Annotated in this window: 19 protein-coding genes; 12 read left to right on the top strand and 7 right to left on the bottom strand. The window is 59.3% G+C overall.

From position 1 onward, the window contains the following. Window positions 1-17: 17 nt before the first annotated feature. The 3 genes from BLQ41_RS18255 to glsB all read right to left on the bottom strand — a co-directional run bounded on the left by BLQ41_RS18255 (window position 18) and on the right by glsB (window position 2,939). The gene (locus BLQ41_RS18255) at window positions 18-368 is read right to left on the bottom strand and encodes a BON domain-containing protein (RefSeq protein WP_090183008.1); all 351 of its coding nucleotides are present in this window, start codon (window positions 366-368) and stop codon (window positions 18-20) included. 75 nt (window positions 369-443) lie between these two features. Beyond that, entirely contained in the window at window positions 444-1,946 is a 1,503-nt protein-coding gene (locus BLQ41_RS18250; protein WP_090183007.1) for an aldehyde dehydrogenase family protein, read from the bottom strand. A gap of 84 nt (window positions 1,947-2,030) precedes the next feature. Beyond that, a complete protein-coding gene (gene glsB / locus BLQ41_RS18245; protein WP_090183005.1) occupies window positions 2,031-2,939 on the bottom strand; it encodes a glutaminase B in 909 nt (302 codons plus the stop codon). A gap of 378 nt (window positions 2,940-3,317) precedes the next feature. Between glsB and BLQ41_RS18240 the strand changes: the two genes are divergently transcribed. The 5 genes from BLQ41_RS18240 (at window position 3,318) to BLQ41_RS18220 (ending at window position 9,431) form a co-directional block, all read left to right on the top strand. Continuing rightward, entirely contained in the window at window positions 3,318-3,521 is a 204-nt protein-coding gene (locus BLQ41_RS18240; RefSeq protein ID WP_090183003.1) for an HvfA family oxazolone/thioamide-modified RiPP metallophore, read from the top strand. 56 nt (window positions 3,522-3,577) lie between these two features. Next, window positions 3,578-4,093, top strand: a complete 516-nt coding sequence (locus tag BLQ41_RS18235; RefSeq protein WP_090183001.1) for an HvfX family Cu-binding RiPP maturation protein — start codon at window positions 3,578-3,580, stop codon at window positions 4,091-4,093. 54 nt (window positions 4,094-4,147) lie between these two features. After that, window positions 4,148-4,771 (top strand): glutathione S-transferase family protein, encoded by a 624-nt coding sequence (locus BLQ41_RS18230; protein WP_090182999.1) that lies wholly within the window; start codon window positions 4,148-4,150, stop codon window positions 4,769-4,771. A 37-nt stretch (window positions 4,772-4,808) separates the two neighbouring features. Further along, window positions 4,809-5,507 (top strand): dienelactone hydrolase family protein, encoded by a 699-nt coding sequence (locus BLQ41_RS18225; protein WP_090182997.1) that lies wholly within the window; start codon window positions 4,809-4,811, stop codon window positions 5,505-5,507. 438 nt (window positions 5,508-5,945) lie between these two features. Next, the gene (locus tag BLQ41_RS18220; RefSeq protein ID WP_090182995.1) at window positions 5,946-9,431 is read left to right on the top strand and encodes a hypothetical protein; all 3,486 of its coding nucleotides are present in this window, start codon (window positions 5,946-5,948) and stop codon (window positions 9,429-9,431) included. 24 nt (window positions 9,432-9,455) lie between these two features. On the opposite strand, the gene BLQ41_RS18215 is transcribed toward BLQ41_RS18220, so the two are convergent. Then, window positions 9,456-10,076: a cell wall hydrolase gene (locus tag BLQ41_RS18215; RefSeq protein WP_090182993.1), complete on the bottom strand. Its 621-nt coding sequence runs from the start codon at window positions 10,074-10,076 to the stop codon at window positions 9,456-9,458. Window positions 10,077-10,215: 139 nt separating this feature from the next. Between BLQ41_RS18215 and BLQ41_RS18210 the strand changes: the two genes are divergently transcribed. After that, the gene (locus tag BLQ41_RS18210) at window positions 10,216-11,067 is read left to right on the top strand and encodes a CAP domain-containing protein (protein ID WP_090182991.1); all 852 of its coding nucleotides are present in this window, start codon (window positions 10,216-10,218) and stop codon (window positions 11,065-11,067) included. A gap of 31 nt (window positions 11,068-11,098) precedes the next feature. Here the strand turns inward: BLQ41_RS18210 and BLQ41_RS18205 are convergent, their stop codons facing one another. Continuing rightward, entirely contained in the window at window positions 11,099-11,335 is a 237-nt protein-coding gene (locus BLQ41_RS18205; RefSeq protein ID WP_090188651.1) for a hypothetical protein, read from the bottom strand. Between the two features lie 207 nt (window positions 11,336-11,542). On the opposite strand from BLQ41_RS18205, the gene BLQ41_RS18200 reads away from it, so the two are divergent. Then, window positions 11,543-13,306: an L-lactate permease gene (locus BLQ41_RS18200; RefSeq protein ID WP_090182989.1), complete on the top strand. Its 1,764-nt coding sequence runs from the start codon at window positions 11,543-11,545 to the stop codon at window positions 13,304-13,306. 141 nt (window positions 13,307-13,447) lie between these two features. After that, on the top strand, window positions 13,448-14,335 hold the full coding sequence (yghX, locus tag BLQ41_RS18195) for a YghX family hydrolase (protein ID WP_090182988.1): 888 nt from the start codon (window positions 13,448-13,450) through the stop codon (window positions 14,333-14,335). Window positions 14,336-14,606: 271 nt separating this feature from the next. Here the strand turns inward: yghX and BLQ41_RS18185 are convergent, their stop codons facing one another. Further along, on the bottom strand, window positions 14,607-15,395 hold the full coding sequence (locus BLQ41_RS18185) for a DeoR/GlpR family DNA-binding transcription regulator (protein WP_090182985.1): 789 nt from the start codon (window positions 15,393-15,395) through the stop codon (window positions 14,607-14,609). Window positions 15,396-15,778: 383 nt separating this feature from the next. On the opposite strand from BLQ41_RS18185, the gene BLQ41_RS18180 reads away from it, so the two are divergent. Next, on the top strand, window positions 15,779-16,657 hold the full coding sequence (locus BLQ41_RS18180) for a DUF1906 domain-containing protein (RefSeq protein ID WP_090182982.1): 879 nt from the start codon (window positions 15,779-15,781) through the stop codon (window positions 16,655-16,657). A 15-nt stretch (window positions 16,658-16,672) separates the two neighbouring features. Here the strand turns inward: BLQ41_RS18180 and BLQ41_RS18175 are convergent, their stop codons facing one another. After that, window positions 16,673-17,341: an ATPase gene (locus BLQ41_RS18175; protein WP_090182980.1), complete on the bottom strand. Its 669-nt coding sequence runs from the start codon at window positions 17,339-17,341 to the stop codon at window positions 16,673-16,675. Between the two features lie 306 nt (window positions 17,342-17,647). On the opposite strand from BLQ41_RS18175, the gene BLQ41_RS18170 reads away from it, so the two are divergent. The 3 genes from BLQ41_RS18170 (at window position 17,648) to BLQ41_RS18160 (ending at window position 20,363) form a co-directional block, all read left to right on the top strand. Continuing rightward, window positions 17,648-19,324 carry an MFS transporter gene (locus BLQ41_RS18170; RefSeq protein ID WP_090182979.1) on the top strand — a complete coding sequence of 559 codons (1,677 nt, stop codon included), beginning with the start codon at window positions 17,648-17,650 and terminating at the stop codon, window positions 19,322-19,324. A 172-nt stretch (window positions 19,325-19,496) separates the two neighbouring features. Further along, window positions 19,497-19,922 carry a hypothetical protein gene (locus BLQ41_RS18165; protein WP_090182977.1) on the top strand — a complete coding sequence of 142 codons (426 nt, stop codon included), beginning with the start codon at window positions 19,497-19,499 and terminating at the stop codon, window positions 19,920-19,922. Window positions 19,923-20,114: 192 nt separating this feature from the next. Continuing rightward, a complete protein-coding gene (locus tag BLQ41_RS18160; RefSeq protein ID WP_090182976.1) occupies window positions 20,115-20,363 on the top strand; it encodes a hypothetical protein in 249 nt (82 codons plus the stop codon). Window positions 20,364-20,423: the final 60 nt, after the last annotated feature.

Raw genomic sequence — 20,423 nt, 5'->3', positions numbered from 1 at the left:
TTACACGATCGCGAATGTCATTTGTCGTCCAGTCTGGAGGACGATGGCGACCGACGCTCAGCGGTTTCCTCGGCGTTGGGAGCCGTTGGAACGCTGCCTGGCGTGAACACGTGAGTGAGCAATTCCCTGGCATCGATCTCGACGACCCCCTGCACCGAACGGGCCAGCGCAACGACTTGCTCACACTGTTTATGGGTGATGACACGACCGCTCAGCGCCACCGTACCCGCATGGGTTTTGACATGAACCTGCATGGCCAGGCTGGGTTCGGCCAAGGCCAGGGCCGACTTCACCCGGCTGGTGATCCAGGTGTCGTGCACGACCGCTTCCAGATCATGAGAGTATTTCTGAAATGAATGAAGTTTCATGGCGGACCTCTCTCAAAACGCAGACGCAAACACACCTTAATTATAGTGCGCCTGGCGCCTGCGGTCGGGAAGAGATCAGCGTTTCACAGTCAGGTCCGTCTGGGTCATGCGACTGCGAACGGTGAACACCCCGTCGCCCGACAGAATGGCGCTGCGGGCGAACAAACGGCCGCTCTCCCAGTTCGAAAGGCCCAACTCCGGCTTGTTCAGCGCGTATTGGCCGTCGACCCAACGGGTGATGCCATTGCCGACAAACGGCGCGTTGACCGCATTGTAGAAACGCTCATGCGCGGCCGTATCCTCACTGATCAGCGACACCGTGAACTGCGGGCTGTAGCGATTAAACAAGGCGATGGCACGGTCCAGGTCGTCGACGATGTTCAGGCTGACTTCCGGGGTTTCTTCCCATTCCCACTCGCGGCCCAACTGGTCCTCTGGCAACGGTTCGGCCAAGGCTTCGGTCTGATAGCCTTCGGCGCGGTACACCTGGACGCTCGCCGTTTGCCATTCAGCCGGCAAGTACTGTTCGCTGCCCTCGACGATGTGCAACTTGCAGCCTTGGCCCCGAGCGGTGCCGGCCTGTTGCAGCGCGTCGAGGAACAGCGGCACCAGCTCCGAAGCGCGGTCACGCTGGATCAGGCAGACGTTCAGGGTGTTGCAGACCTTGCGGTCCAGGGAATTGCGCACCACGGCGGCGAAGCGCTCGGCGTCTGCATCCTTGTCGGCAATCAGCCAGGCGCCACCGGTGCCGTGCAGGCTGACGGCGGTGCCGGCCTGTTGGGCGATGCTGCCCAGTTGGCTGACCGCGCGCCCCGAACCACGGGCCACCGCCAGTGACAAACGACGGTCGGCAAACATTGCCCAGCCAGCGGCATGATTGACGCTTTCGACCAGTGACACCGCGCCGACCGGCAGCCCGGCCTCGCTGAGTGCCGGGTTCAGTGCATGAGTGACAATTGCCTGGGCGGTGCCCAATGCATCGCTGCCAATGCGCAACACCGCGGTATTACCGGTGCGCAACACGCCAGCCGCGTCGGCGAAGACATTCGGCCGTCCTTCGAACACGAACGCGACGATGCCCAGCGGCGACACCACTTGCTCGACTTTCCAGCCGTCATGTTCGACGCAACTGATGACCTTGCCGCGAGTGGCCGGCGCATCGCGCCAGGCCAGCAGGCCGGCGATCATGTCGCGGCGCATGCGCTCATCGGCCAGCAGCCGTGTGGTGGAACGCCCACGGGATTTGGCGCGTTCGATGTCGGCCAGGTTGGCGGCCTCGATCAAGGCCCAGCAGTCCGGATTTTCCAAACGTTGTGCAAAAAGATCGAAGAACGTGCTGATCGCCTGATCGGGGACGCTCGACAGCGCGGTGAACGCCGCTTCGGCGCGCTCGATCGCGACGGCTGCCGCTTGCTGGTCCACCACCGGGATCAGCAGCAACTCGCCGCTGACCTGCTCCACCAGTAAATGGTCGCCGGGCTGGAAGCGCGCGGCCAGTTCGGGGCTGACGACCGTGACACGATTACCGGCAAAAGGGATCGGCGTGCCAGCGATTAGACGTTCGAGCGCAAGAGACATGAAGCGGTTTCACCATGCAGAGGGCGGCTGGAAAATGTATAGGAAAATCCACGGAGCGTCATTAGCCCAGCCACCCCGATTGCCTTAGAACACCGACCAGCCAATGCGCTGGCTCAACAACTCCAGCGCCGCCATCCCGGCCAGCGAATTACCGGCGGCGTTCAATTCCGGTGACCAGACGCACACCGTGAACTGCCCCGGCACCACCGCGACAATCCCCCCGCCCACGCCGCTCTTACCCGGCAAACCGACGCGATAGGCAAAGTTACCGGCCTCGTCATACAAACCGCTGGTGGCCATGATCGAGTTGACCTGCTGAGTCTGGCGGGCGCTGAGAATCTGTTCGCCGCTGTGCTTGCAGAACCCGTCGTTGGCCAGGAAGCAGAACGCCCGGGCCAGGTCGACGCAATTCATGCGCAACGCGCAGTGGCTGAAATAGCTGCGCAACACCGCCTCGACGTCGTTGTGAAAGTTACCGAACGACTGCATCAGGTAAGCCATCGCCGCGTTACGCGCTCGGTGCTGGTATTCGGATTCGGCGACCTTGCCGTCCACCATCACCTGCGGGTTGCCGGACAGCCGACGGACAAAATCGCGCATCGACAACGCTGGCGCGGCAAAGCGTGACTGGTTGATGTCGCAGATCACCAGGGCACCGGCATTGATGAAGGGATTGCGCGGGCGGCCGCGCTCGAACTCCAGCTGCACCAGCGAGTTGAACGGTTGGCCGGACGGCTCGTGGCCGAGGCGTTCCCAGATCGCTTCACCCGAATGCTCGATGGCCTGCACCAGGCTGAACACCTTGGAAATACTTTGTACCGAAAACGGCGTCTCGGCATCGCCAGCGCAATACAGCTCGCCGTCGTTGCCATACACGGCAATGCCCAACTGATTGGCCGGGACCGTGCCTAGGGCCGGAATGTAGTCAGCCACCTTGCCCTGACCGATCAGCGGCCGGACGGCGTCAAGAATTTCGTTCAACAGCGCTTGCATGCCGGGTTCCGAAGTCTCGCCCCGTGGGATTGCGGGGACACGGAGGCTAGACGCTGCTGATTGGCGCTGGATCACAGATTGCTTAAACACCTCTCGCAAAATCACGAACATCCCCTGTGGGAGCGGGCTTGCCCGCGATTGCGGACTGCCAGTCAACATCATCGTTGAATGACACACCGTTATCGCGGGCAAGCCCGCTCCCACAAGGATTGATGGTGGCTATGTATCGGAGTGTGTACAGACCCGCCTGCGACACACCCCATCCATAAAACCCCGCACCCGCGACACATCGCAGATACACCCGCTTGATGAACTGTGCCTGTCGATCGGCCACGCCGATCAAAGCGCTCAACTCACTCAATCCTGCGGAGTATCACCATGTTCAAGCTCTCGACTTCTTCCCTGACCCTCGGCCTGATCATCGCGGGCGGCCTGGCCCTTTCCAATGTGGCGTCGGCCTCCGAATCCGAGGCATTCAGCATGAAACAGCTGGCCCACGGCTACAGCCAGGTCCAGGCCGACAGCGCGGAAAAACCCGCTGAAGGCAAATGTGGTGAAGGCAAGTGCGGTGCCGGCGAGTAACCCATTGCATGGGGCAACGCGTTGCCCCGCTTCCCTGACAGAACGGAGACCAGCCCATGACTTCTGCAATTTCGTCGGCCGTGAAAAGCCTGCACCTGAACCTCGACCGGGCCGGCAGCTGGCTCGCGCCATTGACGCTACGGCTGTTCATTGCCTGGGAATTTTTCGAATCGGGCCTGGAAAAATGGAACGGCGAAAACTGGTTCGCCGACATCCAGGATGCCTTTCCGTTTCCGTTCAATCACGTCCCGGCCACCTTGAACTGGGAACTGTCGATGTGGGCCGAGCTGATTTGTGCCCTGGCCATACTCGTCGGCCTGGGGACCCGTATGTCGGCAATCATCCTGATTATCGTCACGGTCGTTGCGACCGCTGCCGTTCACTGGCCGGCCGATTGGTCTACATTGAGTGAGCTTGCTCAGGGTTACGCCATCAGCAACAAGGGGCACGGCAACTTCAAGCTGCCGCTGATCTACCTCGCAGCCCTTATGCCGCTGTTGCTCTCGGGTGCCGGCAAGCTCAGCCTGGATGCACTGCTGGCCCGATTCGTCTGGCGTCGCACTCACATTTGACCGACCAGAGGCTCGGGCGCGTCCCCCACTCCCTGAAAAAACGGAGCAATCGCCATGAGCCTCACTCTCTACGGTTTTGACGGCAGTACGTATGTGCGCACTGTGAAGATGCTGCTGTCAGAAAAAGACGCGGACTACGAACAGGTCCAGGTCAACGTGATCAAGGGCGAGCCGCACCTGCCAGAGCATTTGGTGCGCCACCCTTTCGGCAAGGTGCCGGTCATCGATCATGACGGATTCCGGGTGATCGAAACCGGCGCGATCGTCGCCTATCTGGACGAAGTCCTGCCCGGACCGTCCATCACCCCGGATAACGCCCACGACCGCGCCCGCACGCACATGGCCCAGGGGATTTACGATTCCTATGGCTATGGCAACCTGGTACAGGTGTTCGGCTATCATCTTTTTCCTGACTTCATTGGCGGGCAGAATGAGGAAGCGCGCCGCAAAGGCATCGAAAACTCGAAACGGGTGCTGCGCGAACTGATGAAAATAAAAGGCACCGATCCGTATATTGCAGGTCTTGAACCCAGTATCGGCGACTTTTACCTCGCGCCGGGCTGCGCCTACATCGCGATGACGCCGGATGCGCCACAGGTGTTTGCGGTGGAAGGTTTCGACGGATGGTGGAAACGCATGCAGTCTCTGCCAAGCTTCAAGGCCACACAGCCGCATTAAGCTTCAACCCACTTCACTTGCGAAAACAGGAGCCACCATGAGCGTGACCACCCAATGGATCGAGATCGACAGCGACGAAGGCACATTCGGCGCTTACCTGGCCATTCCGCATACCCGCAAAGGTCCGGGGATTGTGCTGATCCAGGAGATCTTCGGCGTGAATGAACACATCCGCTCGGTCGCCGAGCAATACGCCGCCGACGGCTACCTGGTCATCGCACCGGACCTGTTCTGGCGCAACGGCCACCGCATCGAGCTGGGCTACGACGAAGCCGGCTGGAAACGCGCCGTCGAGTTGATGAACGCCACCGACATCGACAAGGCACAAGCCGACATCAAACTGGCCATCGACGCACTCGATGCGCAGCCAGGCCTGGACGGCGGCATTGCCTCCATCGGTTATTGCTTTGGCGGCTTGCTGTCGTACCTCACCGCCGCCAACGGCCTGGTGGAAGTGGCCGTGGCCTATTACGGCGGTGGCATCCAGAACCATCTGGACCGCGCCGATGAAATCGAGGTGCCATTGCTGATGCACTTCGGCGAACAGGACAGCCACATTCCACTGGAAGCCGTGGAGAAAATCGCCGAGCGTTTCGATAACAACGACAACGTGGAAATTGTTGTGTATCCGGAAGCCGAACATGGCTTCAACTGCTCGCACCGTGAAAGCTATAACCAGCGCGCCGCCGCTGAAGCCCATGGCAATACACTGATCTTCTTGGGTCAGGAACTGTAAAAGCAAAACTGGAAAAAGGGGACTTCCATCGCTCGGTGGAAGTCCCCTTTTTTTCAGCGTCTTTGATGGACCCATCGTCGAAACGCCATGTTCACGAACGCAACGACCCGCCGAAATTGGCGGTAATGGCAGCGTTCTCACTGAAGTAATGGGGCTCCAACGAGACCTGGATGACACAAATCATATTTTGCCTTGAATATCGAAGCCCCCACCTTTCAGAACACCTTGTAGGAGCTGTCGAGTGAAACGAGGCTGCGATCTTTTGATCTTGATTTTTCGGTGGATTCGAAATTGCTAAAGATCAAAAGATCGCAGCCTCGTTTCACTCGACAGCTCCTACACAGCTCCTACACAGCTCCTACACATCCGGCGAAAAACCAACTTGCTAATTGGGTCTATAACTAACGTTGTAACCGTCGGCCATTCGAGGGAAAGGCCATGGACACCTCTAAGGATTCAGGCCCTAACCTGGCCTTCTGGCTGCCTGGCAGTGCGGTCATCCTGAGTCTGGTGGTCTCGACGTTCGCCCTGACCCGCGAACCGTTCCTTGAACCGCGTCCCATCGGCGCACAATTTCAGGCGCAACTGCCAATCGAAGCGCGGTTGTGGCAGGACCCGTTTGATGCGCTGGAGCGTTATCGCAAAAAGCTCAACGACGCCAAAAGTCCCGACGCCGGCCATTTATGCAAACCCTTGATCGCCCTGCCGCCCGAGGAATCAACGGTTCCAGACATGATGGTGGCGCTGGTCGAGGGCGGCCCCTATGCCGATGAAGTCGAACGGCGGCGGCGCATTCGTTACGCGTTGCTGGCAGGTTTCAAGAACTCGCACCGGGTGCCGGATCAAGAGCAATACATCCAGTGCCTGAAACTTCCCGCTGATCTCTCGACGGATTCACCCAACGAGACCAATTTCACCGACATTCCCTATGAAATGTTTGTCGATAATCCCTTCGATCCACCGACCGATCCCCAAGACAAACCACTGCCGCCCAAACGCACGATCGTGTTCTGGCTGAAACAGGACGCACTCGGCACCACCCCGCTGCAAACCCTGGATAAATTGAACAAGACCCTGAACGCCACACTTCAGTCGAGGTGTACCGCTCAAGCGTGTCCCCAACGGTCCGACGATGCCATTTTGAAAGTCATTGGCCCGGCCACTTCAACGGTCTTGCGCGGCATGTACCAGGATGAAGCCAACGCCCACGCCACACCGAACATCGAGATCTATTCCCCCCTGGCCACTGCCGACAACGAGACACTCGCCAAAAGCATCCAGACCCCGGCGATAGAGCCGCCGAATAAACCACCGATGAAACTGCTGCGCACCGTCAGCGACGACGGCACCATGACGCAACTGATGCTGGAGGAACTGAAACTGCGTCATGTCGATCCGGCAACCGGTTTGAAGTGCAATAAAGGCAGCTTGCGGCGAGTGGGGTCCGATTGCGCCCGGACCCGGTGGCCGCGCGCCGACCGTATCGCATTGATTTCCGAGTGGGACAGTTTCTACAGTCGCGCGTTGATCGAAAGCTTCAAAGCCCAGGTCGCAGCGGATGCCGGCCTGCGCGAGAACAAGGAAAAAGCCGCGATCGATCGCTGGATTCTGCGTTTCAGCTATTTGCGTGGTCTGGACGGACGTCTTCCGGAGGAAGCCGCCAGCACTGACAAGGCGGCCAGCCCCGATGCCGGCAAAAGCAAGGACGCCACCGCTATTGATCTGAGTCCGCTGGAAAAAGCCGACGGCAACTCCCAACTGGATTATCTGCGCCGCCTGGCCGATCACATCGCCAGCGAAGACGCGACCTATAGACGCAACGGTGAAAGCGGCATCGGCGCCATCGGCATTCTGGGGGTCGATGCCTACGACAAACTGTTGGTGTTGCAGGCGCTCAAGAGCCGGATGCCGTACAAACTGTACTTTTCCACCGACCTCGACGCCCGCATGCTGCAGCGGGGCCAGGCGCAAACCACCCGCAACCTGATACTGGCAGCGCCTTACGGGCTGACGCTGACGCGAGCCCTGCAGCAAGACGTGCCGCCGTTTCGCGACAGCTTGCAAAGCTCGGTGTTCGTCTCCGTCCTCGCGGCGCTGGCGCCACAATCCTTCGACGCCAAGCGGGCGAAATTCGATTATTCAAAATCGGAGCTGCTCTCGCCCGGCATCTACGAGGTCGGCATCAGCGGTTTCATTCCCTTGGCGAGCCCGGTCACCGGCATACGCCCGGTGAGTTGCGAAGCGCCGACATTGCTTTCGCGCTCGGACAGCGACTTGCGTCCACACGACTTGATGGCGTTGCGTTGCCTTCAAGACCCCTCGCCCCCGCCCTACCCGCAGGCCTCCCAGGCCGTGCGCGAGCAGTTCAAAGCCATTCAGTCGTTCTTCTGGGCCGGGCCGCTGACGTTCACGCTGCTGCTGATGGCTGGATTTATTGTCTGGCGGTGGATCTCGGGGCCGAAGATCGACCCTGACACCAAGCTGGCCTGGGTGCGCGGCGTGCCCGTGACGTTGTACATGGTCGCGGTGGCCTGCGCCTTTATCGCCACGCGCTTCTGGCATGCCGAGTTTCTGTGGTTCACATTCGTGCTGATCCTGCTGGGCATCATCTCGTCGAACCTGATCCGTCGTTCCCGGCAACACGCCCACAGCAAAGACACGACGGCCAGCGCAGACAGCGGTTTTTACGACGCCTCGGCGTGGTACATCGTCGTGCCCCTCGTGGGGTTCATCCTTGCGTTGATGCTGGCGTATCAAATGCGCAGCACATTGACCGGCGAGGGCCTGGGTGAGCCGATGTTCCTGTTCGAAGGCATCAGTGCCTGGCCGACCGTGGCGCTGCGCGTGGCCGCCGTACTGATATCGCTCTCGGCGCTGGCATGGGGCTGGCGCAACCTGCGCGTCAACAGAGCCGAAATCGAAAGCGCCTACCATTTGCGCCAGTACATGCGCCGCTACCGGATCGGTGTGTGTGGGCAGGTTCTTCGCTTCCTACGCCACTGCAAACGCTGGAACCTGCGGCGCGGGTGCAATGAACTGGGGAACGGCCTGCTGCTGATATTTTTCCCGTTGATGAGCGCCAATGACGACTGGTCAAAACCCTGTCAGTCCGCAGAGGCCACCTGCGAGGACGGGCGCAAAATGATCTCCATTGCACGCTTCTGGGGTGAACACTGCGTATGCGGATCGTTCGGTGCCCGACTGCTGCGCGCCCTGCTCGCCACCTGGGTTTTCGTTGTGGTCACCAGCGTGCTGTTTGTGGTGTGGCCCATGGAGCGCATTCCCGTGCGCGGCGATTCAATCGTGTGGATGCTCAGCTGGCTGGTCCCCACCCTGGTGTTCCAGGTGCTGGTGTTCTGGGTCGTGGATGCCAATCTGCTGCTGACGCGTTTCATTCGGCACCTGAGCACACATCATGCGATCTGGCCCAAGTCGCTGCAGCTGGAACACCAGAAGATTTTCGGCATGCTCAAACATCCCTGCATCGACGAGTGGGTCGACATGCAGTTGATCGCCACCCGTACCTCGGCGGTCAGTCGTCTGATCTATGCGCCGACGGTGGTCATGTTGATCCTGTTGGCGGCGCGCAGCAGCGTGTTCGATAACTGGCCGACACCGCCCAGCATGGTCATTTCGTTTTTAATCACGGCGCTGATCCTGCTCGCCTCCGCGCTGTCATTACGCCGGGCTGCGGAAAAAGCCCGCACAGTCGCGTTGCAACGGATCGATGCCTACCTGCTGCAAACGCCGAAAGCGCCAGGCCCCTACGAGAAATTCCAGATCATTCGCGAGCGCGTCGCAACGCTCAATAAAGGCTCGTTCTCGCGTTACTCCGAGGACCCGCTGATTCGCGCACTGTTGCTGTCGCTGACCGGCATCGGCGGTTCGGCGATTGTCGATGCGTTGAACTATGCGAAGTTCTAAGCGCCCGGCATGGGCGCTGCGTGCCTACTTCGCCGACCCGTCATGCGGCTTGTAAAACTTGAACATCCCGATTTCCGCCGTTTTGATGTACTCCTTGGCCCAGTCCGGCTTTACCGTGCGGTCATGGAAATACATGGCGCCACCGGTGCGGTCCGGCAGTTGTTTATTCAGGGCCTTGCGCGCGATTTCCTTGGCGAGCGCATATTGGGTCTCTTCCTGGGCCGTGTCCGGGCGCCCGTCGCACCACCAGGAGAACTGACATTTCTTGGTTTCGGAGCCTTGCTTGACCACCGCACACACCGTGTCAGGAAAACCTTCGTGACCGAGGCGATTCATCACAACATTGGCGACCGCTTCCATGTCGGCGGTGTCCTTGCCTTTGGCTTCCCAGTAAATGGAGCGGGCCAGGCAGGTAATCGTCTCATCCAGCGGTGCCTTGCCGGACGGGTCGACCGCCTGAACCTCGGACTGGGTGATCTTCTCGGACTTGGGCACGGGCACGTTGTCGCCCTTTTCCGCCGCTTTCTGCTCAAGCACCTGAGCCTTGTCTTGAGCCACTTCTTTTTTTTGTTCCTGGTCGTCGGCGATGGCTTGGCCGGCGAGCAGGGTCACGGCGAGTAACGCTGCGATCCATTTAACGGACATGGTGGAAACACTCTTAGAGTCGTCGATTCAGTGTAGTAGCCAAATCATGTCAAAGGTTAATCAACAATCTGCAAAAAGCCATTGCCTTGAACGGGGTGAGTTCGCGCATTATGGGCGCACTCAGTCAAAGGGGATTTCCATGCGCGTTCCGTCATCCGTTTTGCGTCTTGCCGCGTTGCCGTTGGGCCTGGTGTTTGCCGCCACTGCCATGGCAACCGAGGATTCGCAACTGGTCGAATCGATCAACGTTTACCGCAGCCAGGCGCAACGCTGTGCCAACCAGGCTTCATCGGAACTGCCACCGCTGACGAGCGACCCGCGCCTGGTTTTGTCGCCCATCGGCAACGTCGATTTGCAGCAGGCGATGGCTCGTGCGTCGTACCCGATGGTCAACGTGCAGGCGATCAGCATGTCCGGACCGCGTGATGCGACCTCCGCCATGGCAGCGATCAAGGAGAGCTTTTGCCAGGTGGTGCTGAACCCGCAATTCATCGACGTCGGTGTCAGCCATGAGGGGCGCGACTGGCGCATCGTGCTGGCGCGTCCGCTGTTGACCGCGCGCCTGGGCGACGCCACGGCAGAAGGCCAGAAGCTTCTGGAAACGCTCAACGCCGCTCGCAGCCAACCTCGCCAGTGTGGCGGTCAACCGTTTGCCGCGGCCTCGCCGCTGGCTTGGAACGCGACCTTGGCGGCAGCGGCCGAAAAGCATTCCCGGTCCATGGCCAACAACAATTTCTTCGACCACAAGGACCGCGACGGTCGTACGCCCGGCGACCGTGCCGAACTGGAAGGTTATAGCGGCCAGCAAGTCGGCGAGAACATTGCCGCCGGGCAAGACACCGTGCGCAAGGTCGTCGATGGCTGGCTGGCCAGCCCCGGTCATTGCGCCAACCTGATGAACCCGCAATATCGCGAGTTGGGCGCCGCCTACGCAGTCGATCCGAAGAGTGATGCCGGGATCTACTGGACAGCCATGTTCGGTGCGCAATAAGGGCGATGGCCAGAGCGGTGATTCACCGCTCTTACAACGTGTGTTGTTTGTTACCGATGCCTTTGGCTATGTCGATGGCCCAATCCATGGCCCCTTCGAGGTCCAGCAAGTGCGGGGACGGATGCTCGTCCTCTTCAATCACCGAGCCGTCCGGCCGGTAAACGCCGATGAACATTTTCAGGGAGCCGTCCCCCAATATCTCGGCTCTCACCTCGATCTTGCATCCATTGGAAAGCGTTTCCTTGTGCTTCTCATGGCGTTCAGTCATCGCTGTCTCCCTCTCGTCGTGGATAGCAGGGTTTGCCGTCATTCTTTCTGAGCGTAGTAGAAGTTCGACCGGGATTATCGCGGGACGCTGGCAGGCGGTTTTACCGGCCACGAGCCTCACAGGACAGCGGCGCAATGCCACCTATACTCCATTCCACCAACCCCGCCCGGGGCCTGCACTACCAACAATAAAAAGCAGAGGTGGAACATGGTCTGGCAGCAAGTCTACGATCCCTTTGGCAACCCGGTGCTCTCAACCATTATGGCCGCAGTGCCGGTTGTGGTGATGCTGGCATCCCTTGCGTTTTTCCATATCAAGGCGCATCTGGCGGCATTGCTGGCCCTTGGTTCTGCCTTGTTGATCGCCATCTTCGCCTTCGGCATGCCCGCGAACATGGCCGGCACGGCGGCGCTATTCGGCGCCGCCAACGGCCTGCTGCCGATTGGCTGGATCGTGCTCAACATCATCTTTCTGCACCGGCTGACCACTGAGAACGGCTCGTTCAAAGTGTTGCAGGATTCCCTCGCGCGCATCACCGACGACCGACGCCTGCAATTGCTGCTGATTGCCTTCTGTTTCGGTGCTTTCTTCGAAGGCGCTGCCGGGTTCGGCACGCCGGTGGCGGTGACCGGCGCAATCCTGATCGGCCTGGGTTTCTCGCCCCTGGCGGCCTCCGGCCTGGCGTTGATCGCCAACACTGCGCCCGTGGCGTTCGGCGCCTTGGGCACGCCCATCATCACCCTCGCCAAGGTGACCGGGCTGGATGAAATGGAACTGTCGATGATGGTCGGCCGGCAATTGCCATTCTTCTCGGTGCTGGTGCCGTTCTGGCTGATCTGGGCCTTTGCCGGTTGGCGCAAGATGCTGGAAATCTGGCCGGCCATCATGGTCGCCGGTGTCAGCTTTGCCGTGCCGCAGTTCCTGGTGTCCAACTACCACGGGCCGATGCTGGTCGACGTGATCGCCGCGCTGATCTCCATGGCCTGCCTGACCTTGTTCCTGAAAGTCTGGAAACCGGCAACGATCCACACTTCCGCCGCGCTGTCGGGGCGTGTCGATACTTCAAAAATCGATGCCGAACATGAGCAGAAACCCGAAGTCAGCGGCACGTTTGCCAGCGATGCAAAACCGGCGGTGATGCGTGCGTGGATGCCGTGGATCATCCTCACGGTCTTCGTTTTCGCCTGGGGCACCCAAGGCTTCAAAAACATGTTCGACACTCGCCCGGCGATCGACCCGGCCACCCAATCGGCCAAGCTCGACCCACAAGGCAAACCGTTGCGCGAAGCCAATCCGCTGTTCGCCCCGGCCGTGACCTTCACCACCTTGCACCTGCAAGTCGAGAAGGTTCCACCGGTGGTGCCTGCACCAAAAACCGAGGAAGCGATCTACAAATTCACCTGGTTCACCAGCACTGGCAGCGGCATCCTCCTGGCGGCCATCGTCGGCGGGCTGCTGATGGGCTATTCGATCCCGCAACTGGCCCGCCAATACCTGCGAACGCTATGGGTGGTGCGCTATTCGCTGATCACCATCGCGGCGATGTTGGCCCTGGGCTTCCTCACCCGCTACTCGGGACTGGACGCGACCATGGGCCTGGCCTTCGCCGCCACCGGCATCTTCTACCCCATGTTCGGCACCCTGCTCGGCTGGCTCGGCGTCGCCTTGACCGGCTCGGACACGGCCTCCAACGTGCTGTTTGGCGGCTTGCAACGGGTGACGTCCGAACAACTGGGACTCAGCCCGGTGTTGATGGCCGCGGCCAACAGCTCCGGTGGGGTCATGGGCAAAATGGTCGACGCCCAGTCGATCGTGGTGGCGTCCACGGCGACTCGCTGGTACGGGCATGAAGGGGAAATCCTGCGCTACGTGTTCTTCCACTCCATCATCCTGGCGATTCTGGTCGGTGGTCTGGTCACGTTGCAGGCGTATGTCGCACCGTTCAGCCATATGGTGGTGGGCGGGCATTGATGAGCTGAGGTAAGTGTGTGATCCACACCCGGCGATCTGGCCGGGTTGTGGCGAACGATGCGGTGCGCGGGTGAATGAGCTTTCCAGTGTGCTAAACCCTGCTTTACTGATTCAAAGCCTGAACCCATGGGAAGCGCACCGATGGAACGCCTGACCGCCAAAGACTTCGCCCCGGAACTGCTTGAGCTCTACGACTATTACGCCCACGGCAAAATCAATCGGCGCGAGTTTCTTGACCGGGCGGCGCTGTTCACCTTGGGCGGCCTGACGGCCAGTGCTCTGCTCGCGACTCTGAGCCCCAATTACGCGTTGGCCGAACAAGTGGAGTTCACTGACCCGGACATCCTCGCCGAGTACATCAGCTACCCCTCACCCAAAGGCCATGGCAATGTCCGTGGCTATCTGGTGCGTCCGGCCAAAGCCACCGGCAAAGTGCCGACGGTGCTGGTCGTGCATGAAAACCGTGGGCTCAACCCCTACATCGAAGACGTCGCCCGGCGCGTCGCCAAAGCGGGATTTATTGCACTCGCCCCTGACGGCCTGAGTTCGGTGGGAGGTTATCCCGGCAATGACGACAAAGGCCGCGAGTTACAAGCGACTGTCGATCCTGAAAAGCTCATGAATGATTTTTTCGCCGCCATTGAATGGCTGATGAAACTGGATGGCGCCACGGGCAAGGTCGGGATTACCGGTTTCTGCTATGGCGGCGGTGTCGCCAACGCCGCTGCCGTGGCGTATCCAGAGTTGGCTGCCGCCGTGCCCTTCTATGGCCGCCAGCCCAAGGCCGAAGATGTGCCGAAGATCAAGGCGCCACTGCTGCTGCATTACGGTGAACTGGACAAAGCCATCAATGAAGGCTGGCCGGCGTATGAAAAAGCGTTGAAAGCGGCGGGCAAGACATACGAGGCGTATATCTATCCCGGCTGCAATCATGGTTTTCATAACGACTCCACACCTCGTTATGATGAAGCCGCAGCGAAACTCGCGTGGGACAGGACGGTGGCCTGGTTTCGTAAATACTTGGTGTAGCGTCGATGCTTTGAGGTCAAAAGATCGCAGCCTCGTTTCACTCGACAGCTCCTACAGGAGGGGCTTGTAGGTGTGGCTTGCGCAACTATCAATTCCTTCGATCTTTTACATCATGAAGCCGAATTTTTTATTTTTCAGCGGCATGTTCAAGATAGCGCCACTTCTAATAATTTCGGACGAAAGCTTCATGAACATAAATTTTGCATTTGCGTGTTTGATCGTCGTGTCCTTTGCCATCGCCCTGGGCCACGGCTGATAGCGCGTCCCTGGCTCAATCGTCCGTTTGCACCACTTCCAGGCCAAGCTTTCGATAGTCCCCGACATCACCCGAGGCGACATGCCGCTCGGTGATCAGCGTGTGAATACGATTGCACGGCGCGACCACAAAAGGCTCGACCGCCCCCAGTTTGTCCGCGGTTGTCACCGCCACCACATGGGACGCGCTGTCGAGCATCGCCAGCTTTATCGGCACCTCATCGAAATGCAGCGAGCTGATGCCGACTTCCGGGTGGATCGCACAGACCCCGGTGAACAGCAGATCAGCCTTGATGCCATCGATCAGTCGCAGCGTTTCATGTCCGCTGGCAGACATCGTCGCCGGGTTGAGTTGGCCACCGGCCAGGATCACCTTGATGCCGGGGTATTCGGCCAACGTGATGGCGATCATTGGCGATGCCGTTATAGCCGTGATGACAATGTCCGAGGGCAACGACCGGGCGATCTGCAGCGTAGTGCTGCCCGAATCGAACACCACGATCTGGCCGTTGCGCACTCGACTGGCCGCGAGTTGCGCCAGGCGGGTTTTCACCTCATCGGTTTCGTTCACCCGGGTAAAGAAGTCCTTGCCGGTGTCCTTCGGACGAGGCAACGCCCCACCATGCACGCGCTGCACCAGGCCAGCGGCGTGCAGCTCCGCTAGGTCGCGGCGGATGGTGTCTTCGGAAACGGCAAAATGCTGGCTCAACTCCGAAGCCATGACCTTGCCGTCTCGCTCCAGGAGCAGGAGGATTTTTTGCCGACGCACCGAAGGAAGCTCGACTGCCGAATGCTGATCTTGCATGTTAATGCCTGTTTTTGCGTGTTTGTGCGAGATTAGCCAAGCGACGATCCAAAAACAATGGATTCGGGAAAACGATGTGTTGTTTGGCCACCACCCTCCAGCCCACTTATCGGTGAGCGCCCATAAAAAATATCGCCAAAAAGTTGCTTAACTCCAGCGCAACTTTTAATAAAGCCAGAAACTAAAACCCATAAATCTCATTTTTTTATCAAACTTTGTTGCACTTGCTTAACACTGATTCAAACCTCTTACACCTTTCGTTAAAAGTTGCACGTGCCTGCATTGACGAGTTCCTTAAACGCGCTTTTCATTGACCCAATGGGCCGAGCAGACCTCACTCGGCCGCATCGCAAAAGCGCAAGACTCGCCAGAGGACATTGATCATGCTCATTATCGACACGCCCTATAACACGACGGCGAAACTTGGCTGTCTCGCAAAAGAAAATGTACAAACCATCATTCGTTACTACAACTTCAGCAACTCAAGAAGTTTTCCCGACAAATGTTTAACGCTGATGGAAGCACAATCCATTTGTTCCCAGGGAATGAACATTGCCGTGGTGTTCCAGCAACGACAAAACAGCGCAGACGACTTCTCGGAGACCAAAGGTTATGAAGCAGGACGCAGGGCCTATCGCTATGCCAGCAACGACATAGGGCAACCCGAGGGGTCGGGGATCTATTTTTCCGTCGACTTCGATGCCAGCCCCGCCGACATCACCGGCAGCATCATTCCTTTTTTCCAGGGCATCCAACGGGCCTTCGAAGAATTATCCGGCAATCAGCCAGCCTATCGGGTCGGCGTCTATGGCTCGGGAGCCACCGCCGCTGCGTTGTCGAAGAACAACTTGTGCGCGCTGGTCTGGCTCGCGATGTCATCGGGGTTTCGAGGGACGAAAGACGCAATAAAGAATGGCGCCTACCACATTCAGCAAAAGGCACCGGAAGCCACATTGTGCGGCTTGGGGCTCGACTACAACCTCATCAATCCTCAACAGAGTGATTTCGGCGCGTTTGTTGTCCCTGTCGAAACGTCGTCAGTCCCGACTGCTGTTTCTGCGCCCACCCATGAGGTGATATCGCGAACCAGTCTGAGACTGCGCGGTGGTCCCGGCACTGAATACAGCGTGCTGGGTAGCTTGAAGCCCAGACAGCTGGTCGTGGCGAAACCGGTCAATCCCGAGTGGTCGAGTATCGATCTTCAGGGTGATGGCTTGATCGATGGGTTTGCGGCTTCAGCATTTCTAAAAGAGTTGAGTTGAACGGTGCAGCGAAGGTCAGTTAGAGGCAACCTGACCCTTGCTTGCGGATGTCACCAACACCTTCAGCGAAGCATCGAACTGCTTCAACGCATCGACCTGCACCCCGTTTTGCTGGTCAATCTGCGCAGCGATCTCCGGAGCGGCCTTGCCATGCACCCAGACCGAAGGCATCTGTTGTTCCCGTGAGCCTTCGGCCTTGCCGATGTATTGCAAGTTCGAGTCGTAGAACTTGGCGAGGAAGCGCGCTTCGACCTGGTTGTTGCGTTTGGACACCAGGCGGCTGTAGGTGTCCAGCATCACCACGACGTCCGGATGGGCTTGCACCACTGCGTCGAGGCTGTCGTAGACGGTCACCGAGGCAAATTCTTTTTGCAGCGAGCCCTTGAGCCAATTGATCGCCAGTGTCGGATCGGAACTCTTGACGAAGGCGTTGCTGATGCGCGAATCCAGTGCAGGGTTCTTCGCGCCGTTGAGTGCCACAGCATGGTACTGCTCAAGGTATTCGATCGTGTTGAGGGTGTTCTCGCTGTAGAGCACGCCCACCGATTGAGTGCGCTGCAAGCTGGCGGTGCTGTCGCCCACCGGCAGGAAATGGCAGGCCGGATCGGCCGCGTAAGCCGGTACGGTGGCGGCAACGCCGGCGGTCAATACGGCGACAAGCGCCAGCAAGGTAGACATTCTCATCGCGCAGGTTCCTTCAGAGGCGACTTTGGTATGACGCTATCCTCCTCTCATGACAGAAAAACAGAACTTGCATTCCTTGATGGTGATTATTGATCAAACGAATGGTTGCGTGGGGTTGAACGGGATGGCCAGTGGATATCTGCGCGAAGCCGATTATGCTTCTAGAAAGCCTGCTGCGATGCGAGGCCGTCAGCCTGTGCGCATGCTTCGCGCAATGTGTAATCCGACGACATCAGCCCAAGGGCCTGGGTGCGGCAAACGATAGTGAGGTACTCCGGCCTACAACAAGAAAGACGGAGAAGACTCATGGCCGCAATCGACAGTGCAACCGCGGGCCGCGTGCCCAACCACGGAATCACCAAAGAGGAGCGCAAGGTCATTTTCGCCTCCTCCCTGGGCACCGTGTTCGAATGGTATGACTTCTACCTGTACGGTTCCCTCGCGGCGATTATCGCCAAGCACTTCTTCGCCGGCGTCAACGAGACGACCTCGTTCATCTTCGCGCTGCTCGCCTTCGCCGCGGGCTTCGCCGTACGTCCTTTCGGTGCCATCGTGTTCGGCCGACTGGGCGACATGATCGGGCGCAAGCACACCTTCCTCATCACCATTGTCATCATGGGTCTGTCCACGGCTGTGGTGGGCTTCCTGCCCGGCTACGCAACCATCGGCGTGGCGGCGCCGATCATCCTGATCACCCTGCGCCTGCTGCAAGGCCTGGCGCTGGGCGGTGAGTACGGCGGCGCGGCGACCTACGTGGCCGAACATGCACCAAAGGGCCGGCGCGGCTACTTCACCTCGTGGATTCAAACCACGGCCACCCTTGGACTGTTTCTCTCGCTGCTGGTGATCCTCGCCTGCCGCACCGCGCTGGGCACCGAAGCCTTCGAGGCCTGGGGCTGGCGGATTCCGTTCCTGCTGTCGATCCTGTTGCTGATCGTCTCGGTGTACATCCGCCTGCAACTCAGCGAGTCGCCGGTGTTCCTGAGAATGAAAGCCGAGGGCAAGTCCTCCAAGGCGCCGCTGACCGAGTCCTTCGCTCGCTGGGAGAACCTCAAGATCGTCATCATGGCGCTGCTCGGCGGCACCGCCGGCCAGGCTGTCGTCTGGTACACCGGGCAGTTCTATGCGCTGTTCTTCCTGCTGCAGACACTGAAGATCGACCCACAGACCGCCAACCTGCTGATTGCCGGTTCGCTGCTGATCGGCACGCCGTTCTTCGTCATCTTCGGCAGCCTGTCCGACCGGATCGGGCGCAAAGGGATCATCATGGCCGGCTGCATCCTGGCGGCGGTGACCTACTTCCCGATCTTCCATGCGTTGACCCAATACGGTAACCCCGACGTGTTCATCGCCCAGGAGAAGAACCCGGTCACGGTGGTGGCGGATCCTGCGCTGTGCTCGTTCCAGTTCGACCCGGTGGGCAAAGCCAAATTCACCAGTTCCTGCGACCTCGCCAAGACCGTACTGGCGAAACGGGCCATCCCCTACAAGAACCTCAAGGCTGAACCGGGCACCGTCGCGCAAGTGCGCATCGGCGATAGAGTCATTCAGAGCTTCGAGGGCACCGGCATGCCGGCCGCCGACTTCAAGACCAGGAACGACGCCTTCGCCGCCACGCTTGGCACAGCACTCAAGGACGCCGGCTACCCCGAGAAGGCCGACCCGGCCAAGACCAATTACCCGATGGTGTTGCTGCTCCTGACGATCCTGGTGATCTACGTGACCATGGTCTACGGCCCGATTGCCGCCTGGCTGGTGGAACTGTTCCCGGCGCGCATCCGCTACACCTCGATGTCGCTGCCCTACCACATCGGCAACGGCTGGTTCGGCGGCTTCCTGCCGACGGTGGCGTTCGCCATGGTCGCGGCCACGGGGGATATCTACTATGGGCTGTGGTATCCGATCGTCATCGCCGTGATGACGGCCATTCTTGGCACCTTCTTCCTGCCGGAAACCAAGGATCGGGAAATTCACCACACTTGAACGGACAAGCGCCCTCTCCCTTCCGGGAGGGGGCTCTTCCTGACGGAACGCACCCTGGGTCCGTTGCAGTTGCTGATCATCAAACGAATTGAACCGCGGGCCGCATCGTGTTTTCGAAACCCTATCAGCGCTGATCGTTGCCACGAGCAGTGCCATTGGAGAGGAAATCCCGATGAACAGTAAATGGCTGTTTCTGCTCGCCTGCCTTTGCCCCGCCCTGGTCTTCGCTGAAGGTTGCGATGTCCTGACCCGCTCTCAAAGCCCTTCCGTTCCGGTCATCGAATCCCATAGTTGCTATGAGTACGAGGGCATGCCGGTCAACGCCATCGATTGGTCATGCAGCAACGAAAGCAAGGACATGCTGACCAGCACCAAGAAAAAAGTCGAACAGTGCGGCGACCACTATCAGGCCACCTGCATTGCGACGCTGACCCAGGAATCGCTGGCCAATCCTCATTCCACCAGCAAGGACAAGAACAGCACCTCTTTCAACATTCCCGACAATGCTCAAGTCACCACGTATTACTACGATGCGGAACACTTGAACCAGGCCAGGATTGATTGCGAGTCGGGGGGTGGTCACTGGAAAGCGCAGTGACGACGCTGGCTGATACGTCGCTGTTACATCAGTCGATCAGCCTGGTTGCGTGTTGTTACCTCAGCGACCGTGTTGTCACTTCTGCGTCGCTCGACAGGCCAATAAAGTAAGGCCTTCGGTGTGCTGGCGGGGACGAGAGGTCTCATCGGCCCTGCTGTGCGCCGATCCCCCCATCACGGAAGAGGTGACACCATGAGTTTCGTAACCGTTGAAAAGAACCAGAGCAGTGCCCCGTCGGAAGCCGATCTGAAAAAAGCCATGGTCGAGTCTGGCGGCAAACCGGGCGAGGTCACCGGGACCAACGCCGCGCGCAAGCTGACCTACACCGGCACGGTCAATCAAACTGTGTATGAGAACAAGCTGATCGAGATTGCCAAAGGCAAGCGCACCAGCTGGAACTTCGTCTGGGCCGACGCGAAGGTGAGCACACCGGCGCATTGAGGCCACGGTGGGGCGGTCAAACGGCCGCCCCACCGTTTCATAGCGCCGACTCACTTGATA

Origin of the sequence: Pseudomonas arsenicoxydans, assembly GCF_900103875.1 — a bacterium.
Classification (GTDB): Bacteria; Pseudomonadota; Gammaproteobacteria; order Pseudomonadales; family Pseudomonadaceae; genus Aquipseudomonas; species Aquipseudomonas arsenicoxydans.
The sequence above is the reverse complement of the archived record's forward strand: the minus strand, read 5'-3'. Positions and strand labels throughout refer to the sequence as shown.

Excerpts from the sequence above, each read along its gene's own strand:
- BLQ41_RS18255 (WP_090183008.1), bottom strand. The coding sequence starts at position 368 with ATGAAACTTCATTCATTTCAGAAATACTCTCATGATCTGGAAGCGGTC.
- BLQ41_RS18250 (WP_090183007.1), bottom strand. The coding sequence starts at position 1,946 with ATGTCTCTTGCGCTCGAACGTCTAATCGCTGGCACGCCGATCCCTTTT.
- glsB (WP_090183005.1), bottom strand. The coding sequence starts at position 2,939 with ATGCAAGCGCTGTTGAACGAAATTCTTGACGCCGTCCGGCCGCTGATC.
- BLQ41_RS18240 (WP_090183003.1), top strand. The coding sequence starts at position 3,318 with ATGTTCAAGCTCTCGACTTCTTCCCTGACCCTCGGCCTGATCATCGCG.
- BLQ41_RS18235 (WP_090183001.1), top strand. The coding sequence starts at position 3,578 with ATGACTTCTGCAATTTCGTCGGCCGTGAAAAGCCTGCACCTGAACCTC.
- BLQ41_RS18230 (WP_090182999.1), top strand. The coding sequence starts at position 4,148 with ATGAGCCTCACTCTCTACGGTTTTGACGGCAGTACGTATGTGCGCACT.
- BLQ41_RS18225 (WP_090182997.1), top strand. The coding sequence starts at position 4,809 with ATGAGCGTGACCACCCAATGGATCGAGATCGACAGCGACGAAGGCACA.
- BLQ41_RS18220 (WP_090182995.1), top strand. The coding sequence starts at position 5,946 with ATGGACACCTCTAAGGATTCAGGCCCTAACCTGGCCTTCTGGCTGCCT.
- BLQ41_RS18215 (WP_090182993.1), bottom strand. The coding sequence starts at position 10,076 with ATGTCCGTTAAATGGATCGCAGCGTTACTCGCCGTGACCCTGCTCGCC.
- BLQ41_RS18210 (WP_090182991.1), top strand. The coding sequence starts at position 10,216 with ATGCGCGTTCCGTCATCCGTTTTGCGTCTTGCCGCGTTGCCGTTGGGC.
- BLQ41_RS18205 (WP_090188651.1), bottom strand. The coding sequence starts at position 11,335 with ATGACTGAACGCCATGAGAAGCACAAGGAAACGCTTTCCAATGGATGC.
- BLQ41_RS18200 (WP_090182989.1), top strand. The coding sequence starts at position 11,543 with ATGGTCTGGCAGCAAGTCTACGATCCCTTTGGCAACCCGGTGCTCTCA.
- yghX (WP_090182988.1), top strand. The coding sequence starts at position 13,448 with ATGGAACGCCTGACCGCCAAAGACTTCGCCCCGGAACTGCTTGAGCTC.
- BLQ41_RS18185 (WP_090182985.1), bottom strand. The coding sequence starts at position 15,395 with ATGCAAGATCAGCATTCGGCAGTCGAGCTTCCTTCGGTGCGTCGGCAA.
- BLQ41_RS18180 (WP_090182982.1), top strand. The coding sequence starts at position 15,779 with ATGCTCATTATCGACACGCCCTATAACACGACGGCGAAACTTGGCTGT.
- BLQ41_RS18175 (WP_090182980.1), bottom strand. The coding sequence starts at position 17,341 with ATGAGAATGTCTACCTTGCTGGCGCTTGTCGCCGTATTGACCGCCGGC.
- BLQ41_RS18170 (WP_090182979.1), top strand. The coding sequence starts at position 17,648 with ATGGCCGCAATCGACAGTGCAACCGCGGGCCGCGTGCCCAACCACGGA.
- BLQ41_RS18165 (WP_090182977.1), top strand. The coding sequence starts at position 19,497 with ATGAACAGTAAATGGCTGTTTCTGCTCGCCTGCCTTTGCCCCGCCCTG.
- BLQ41_RS18160 (WP_090182976.1), top strand. The coding sequence starts at position 20,115 with ATGAGTTTCGTAACCGTTGAAAAGAACCAGAGCAGTGCCCCGTCGGAA.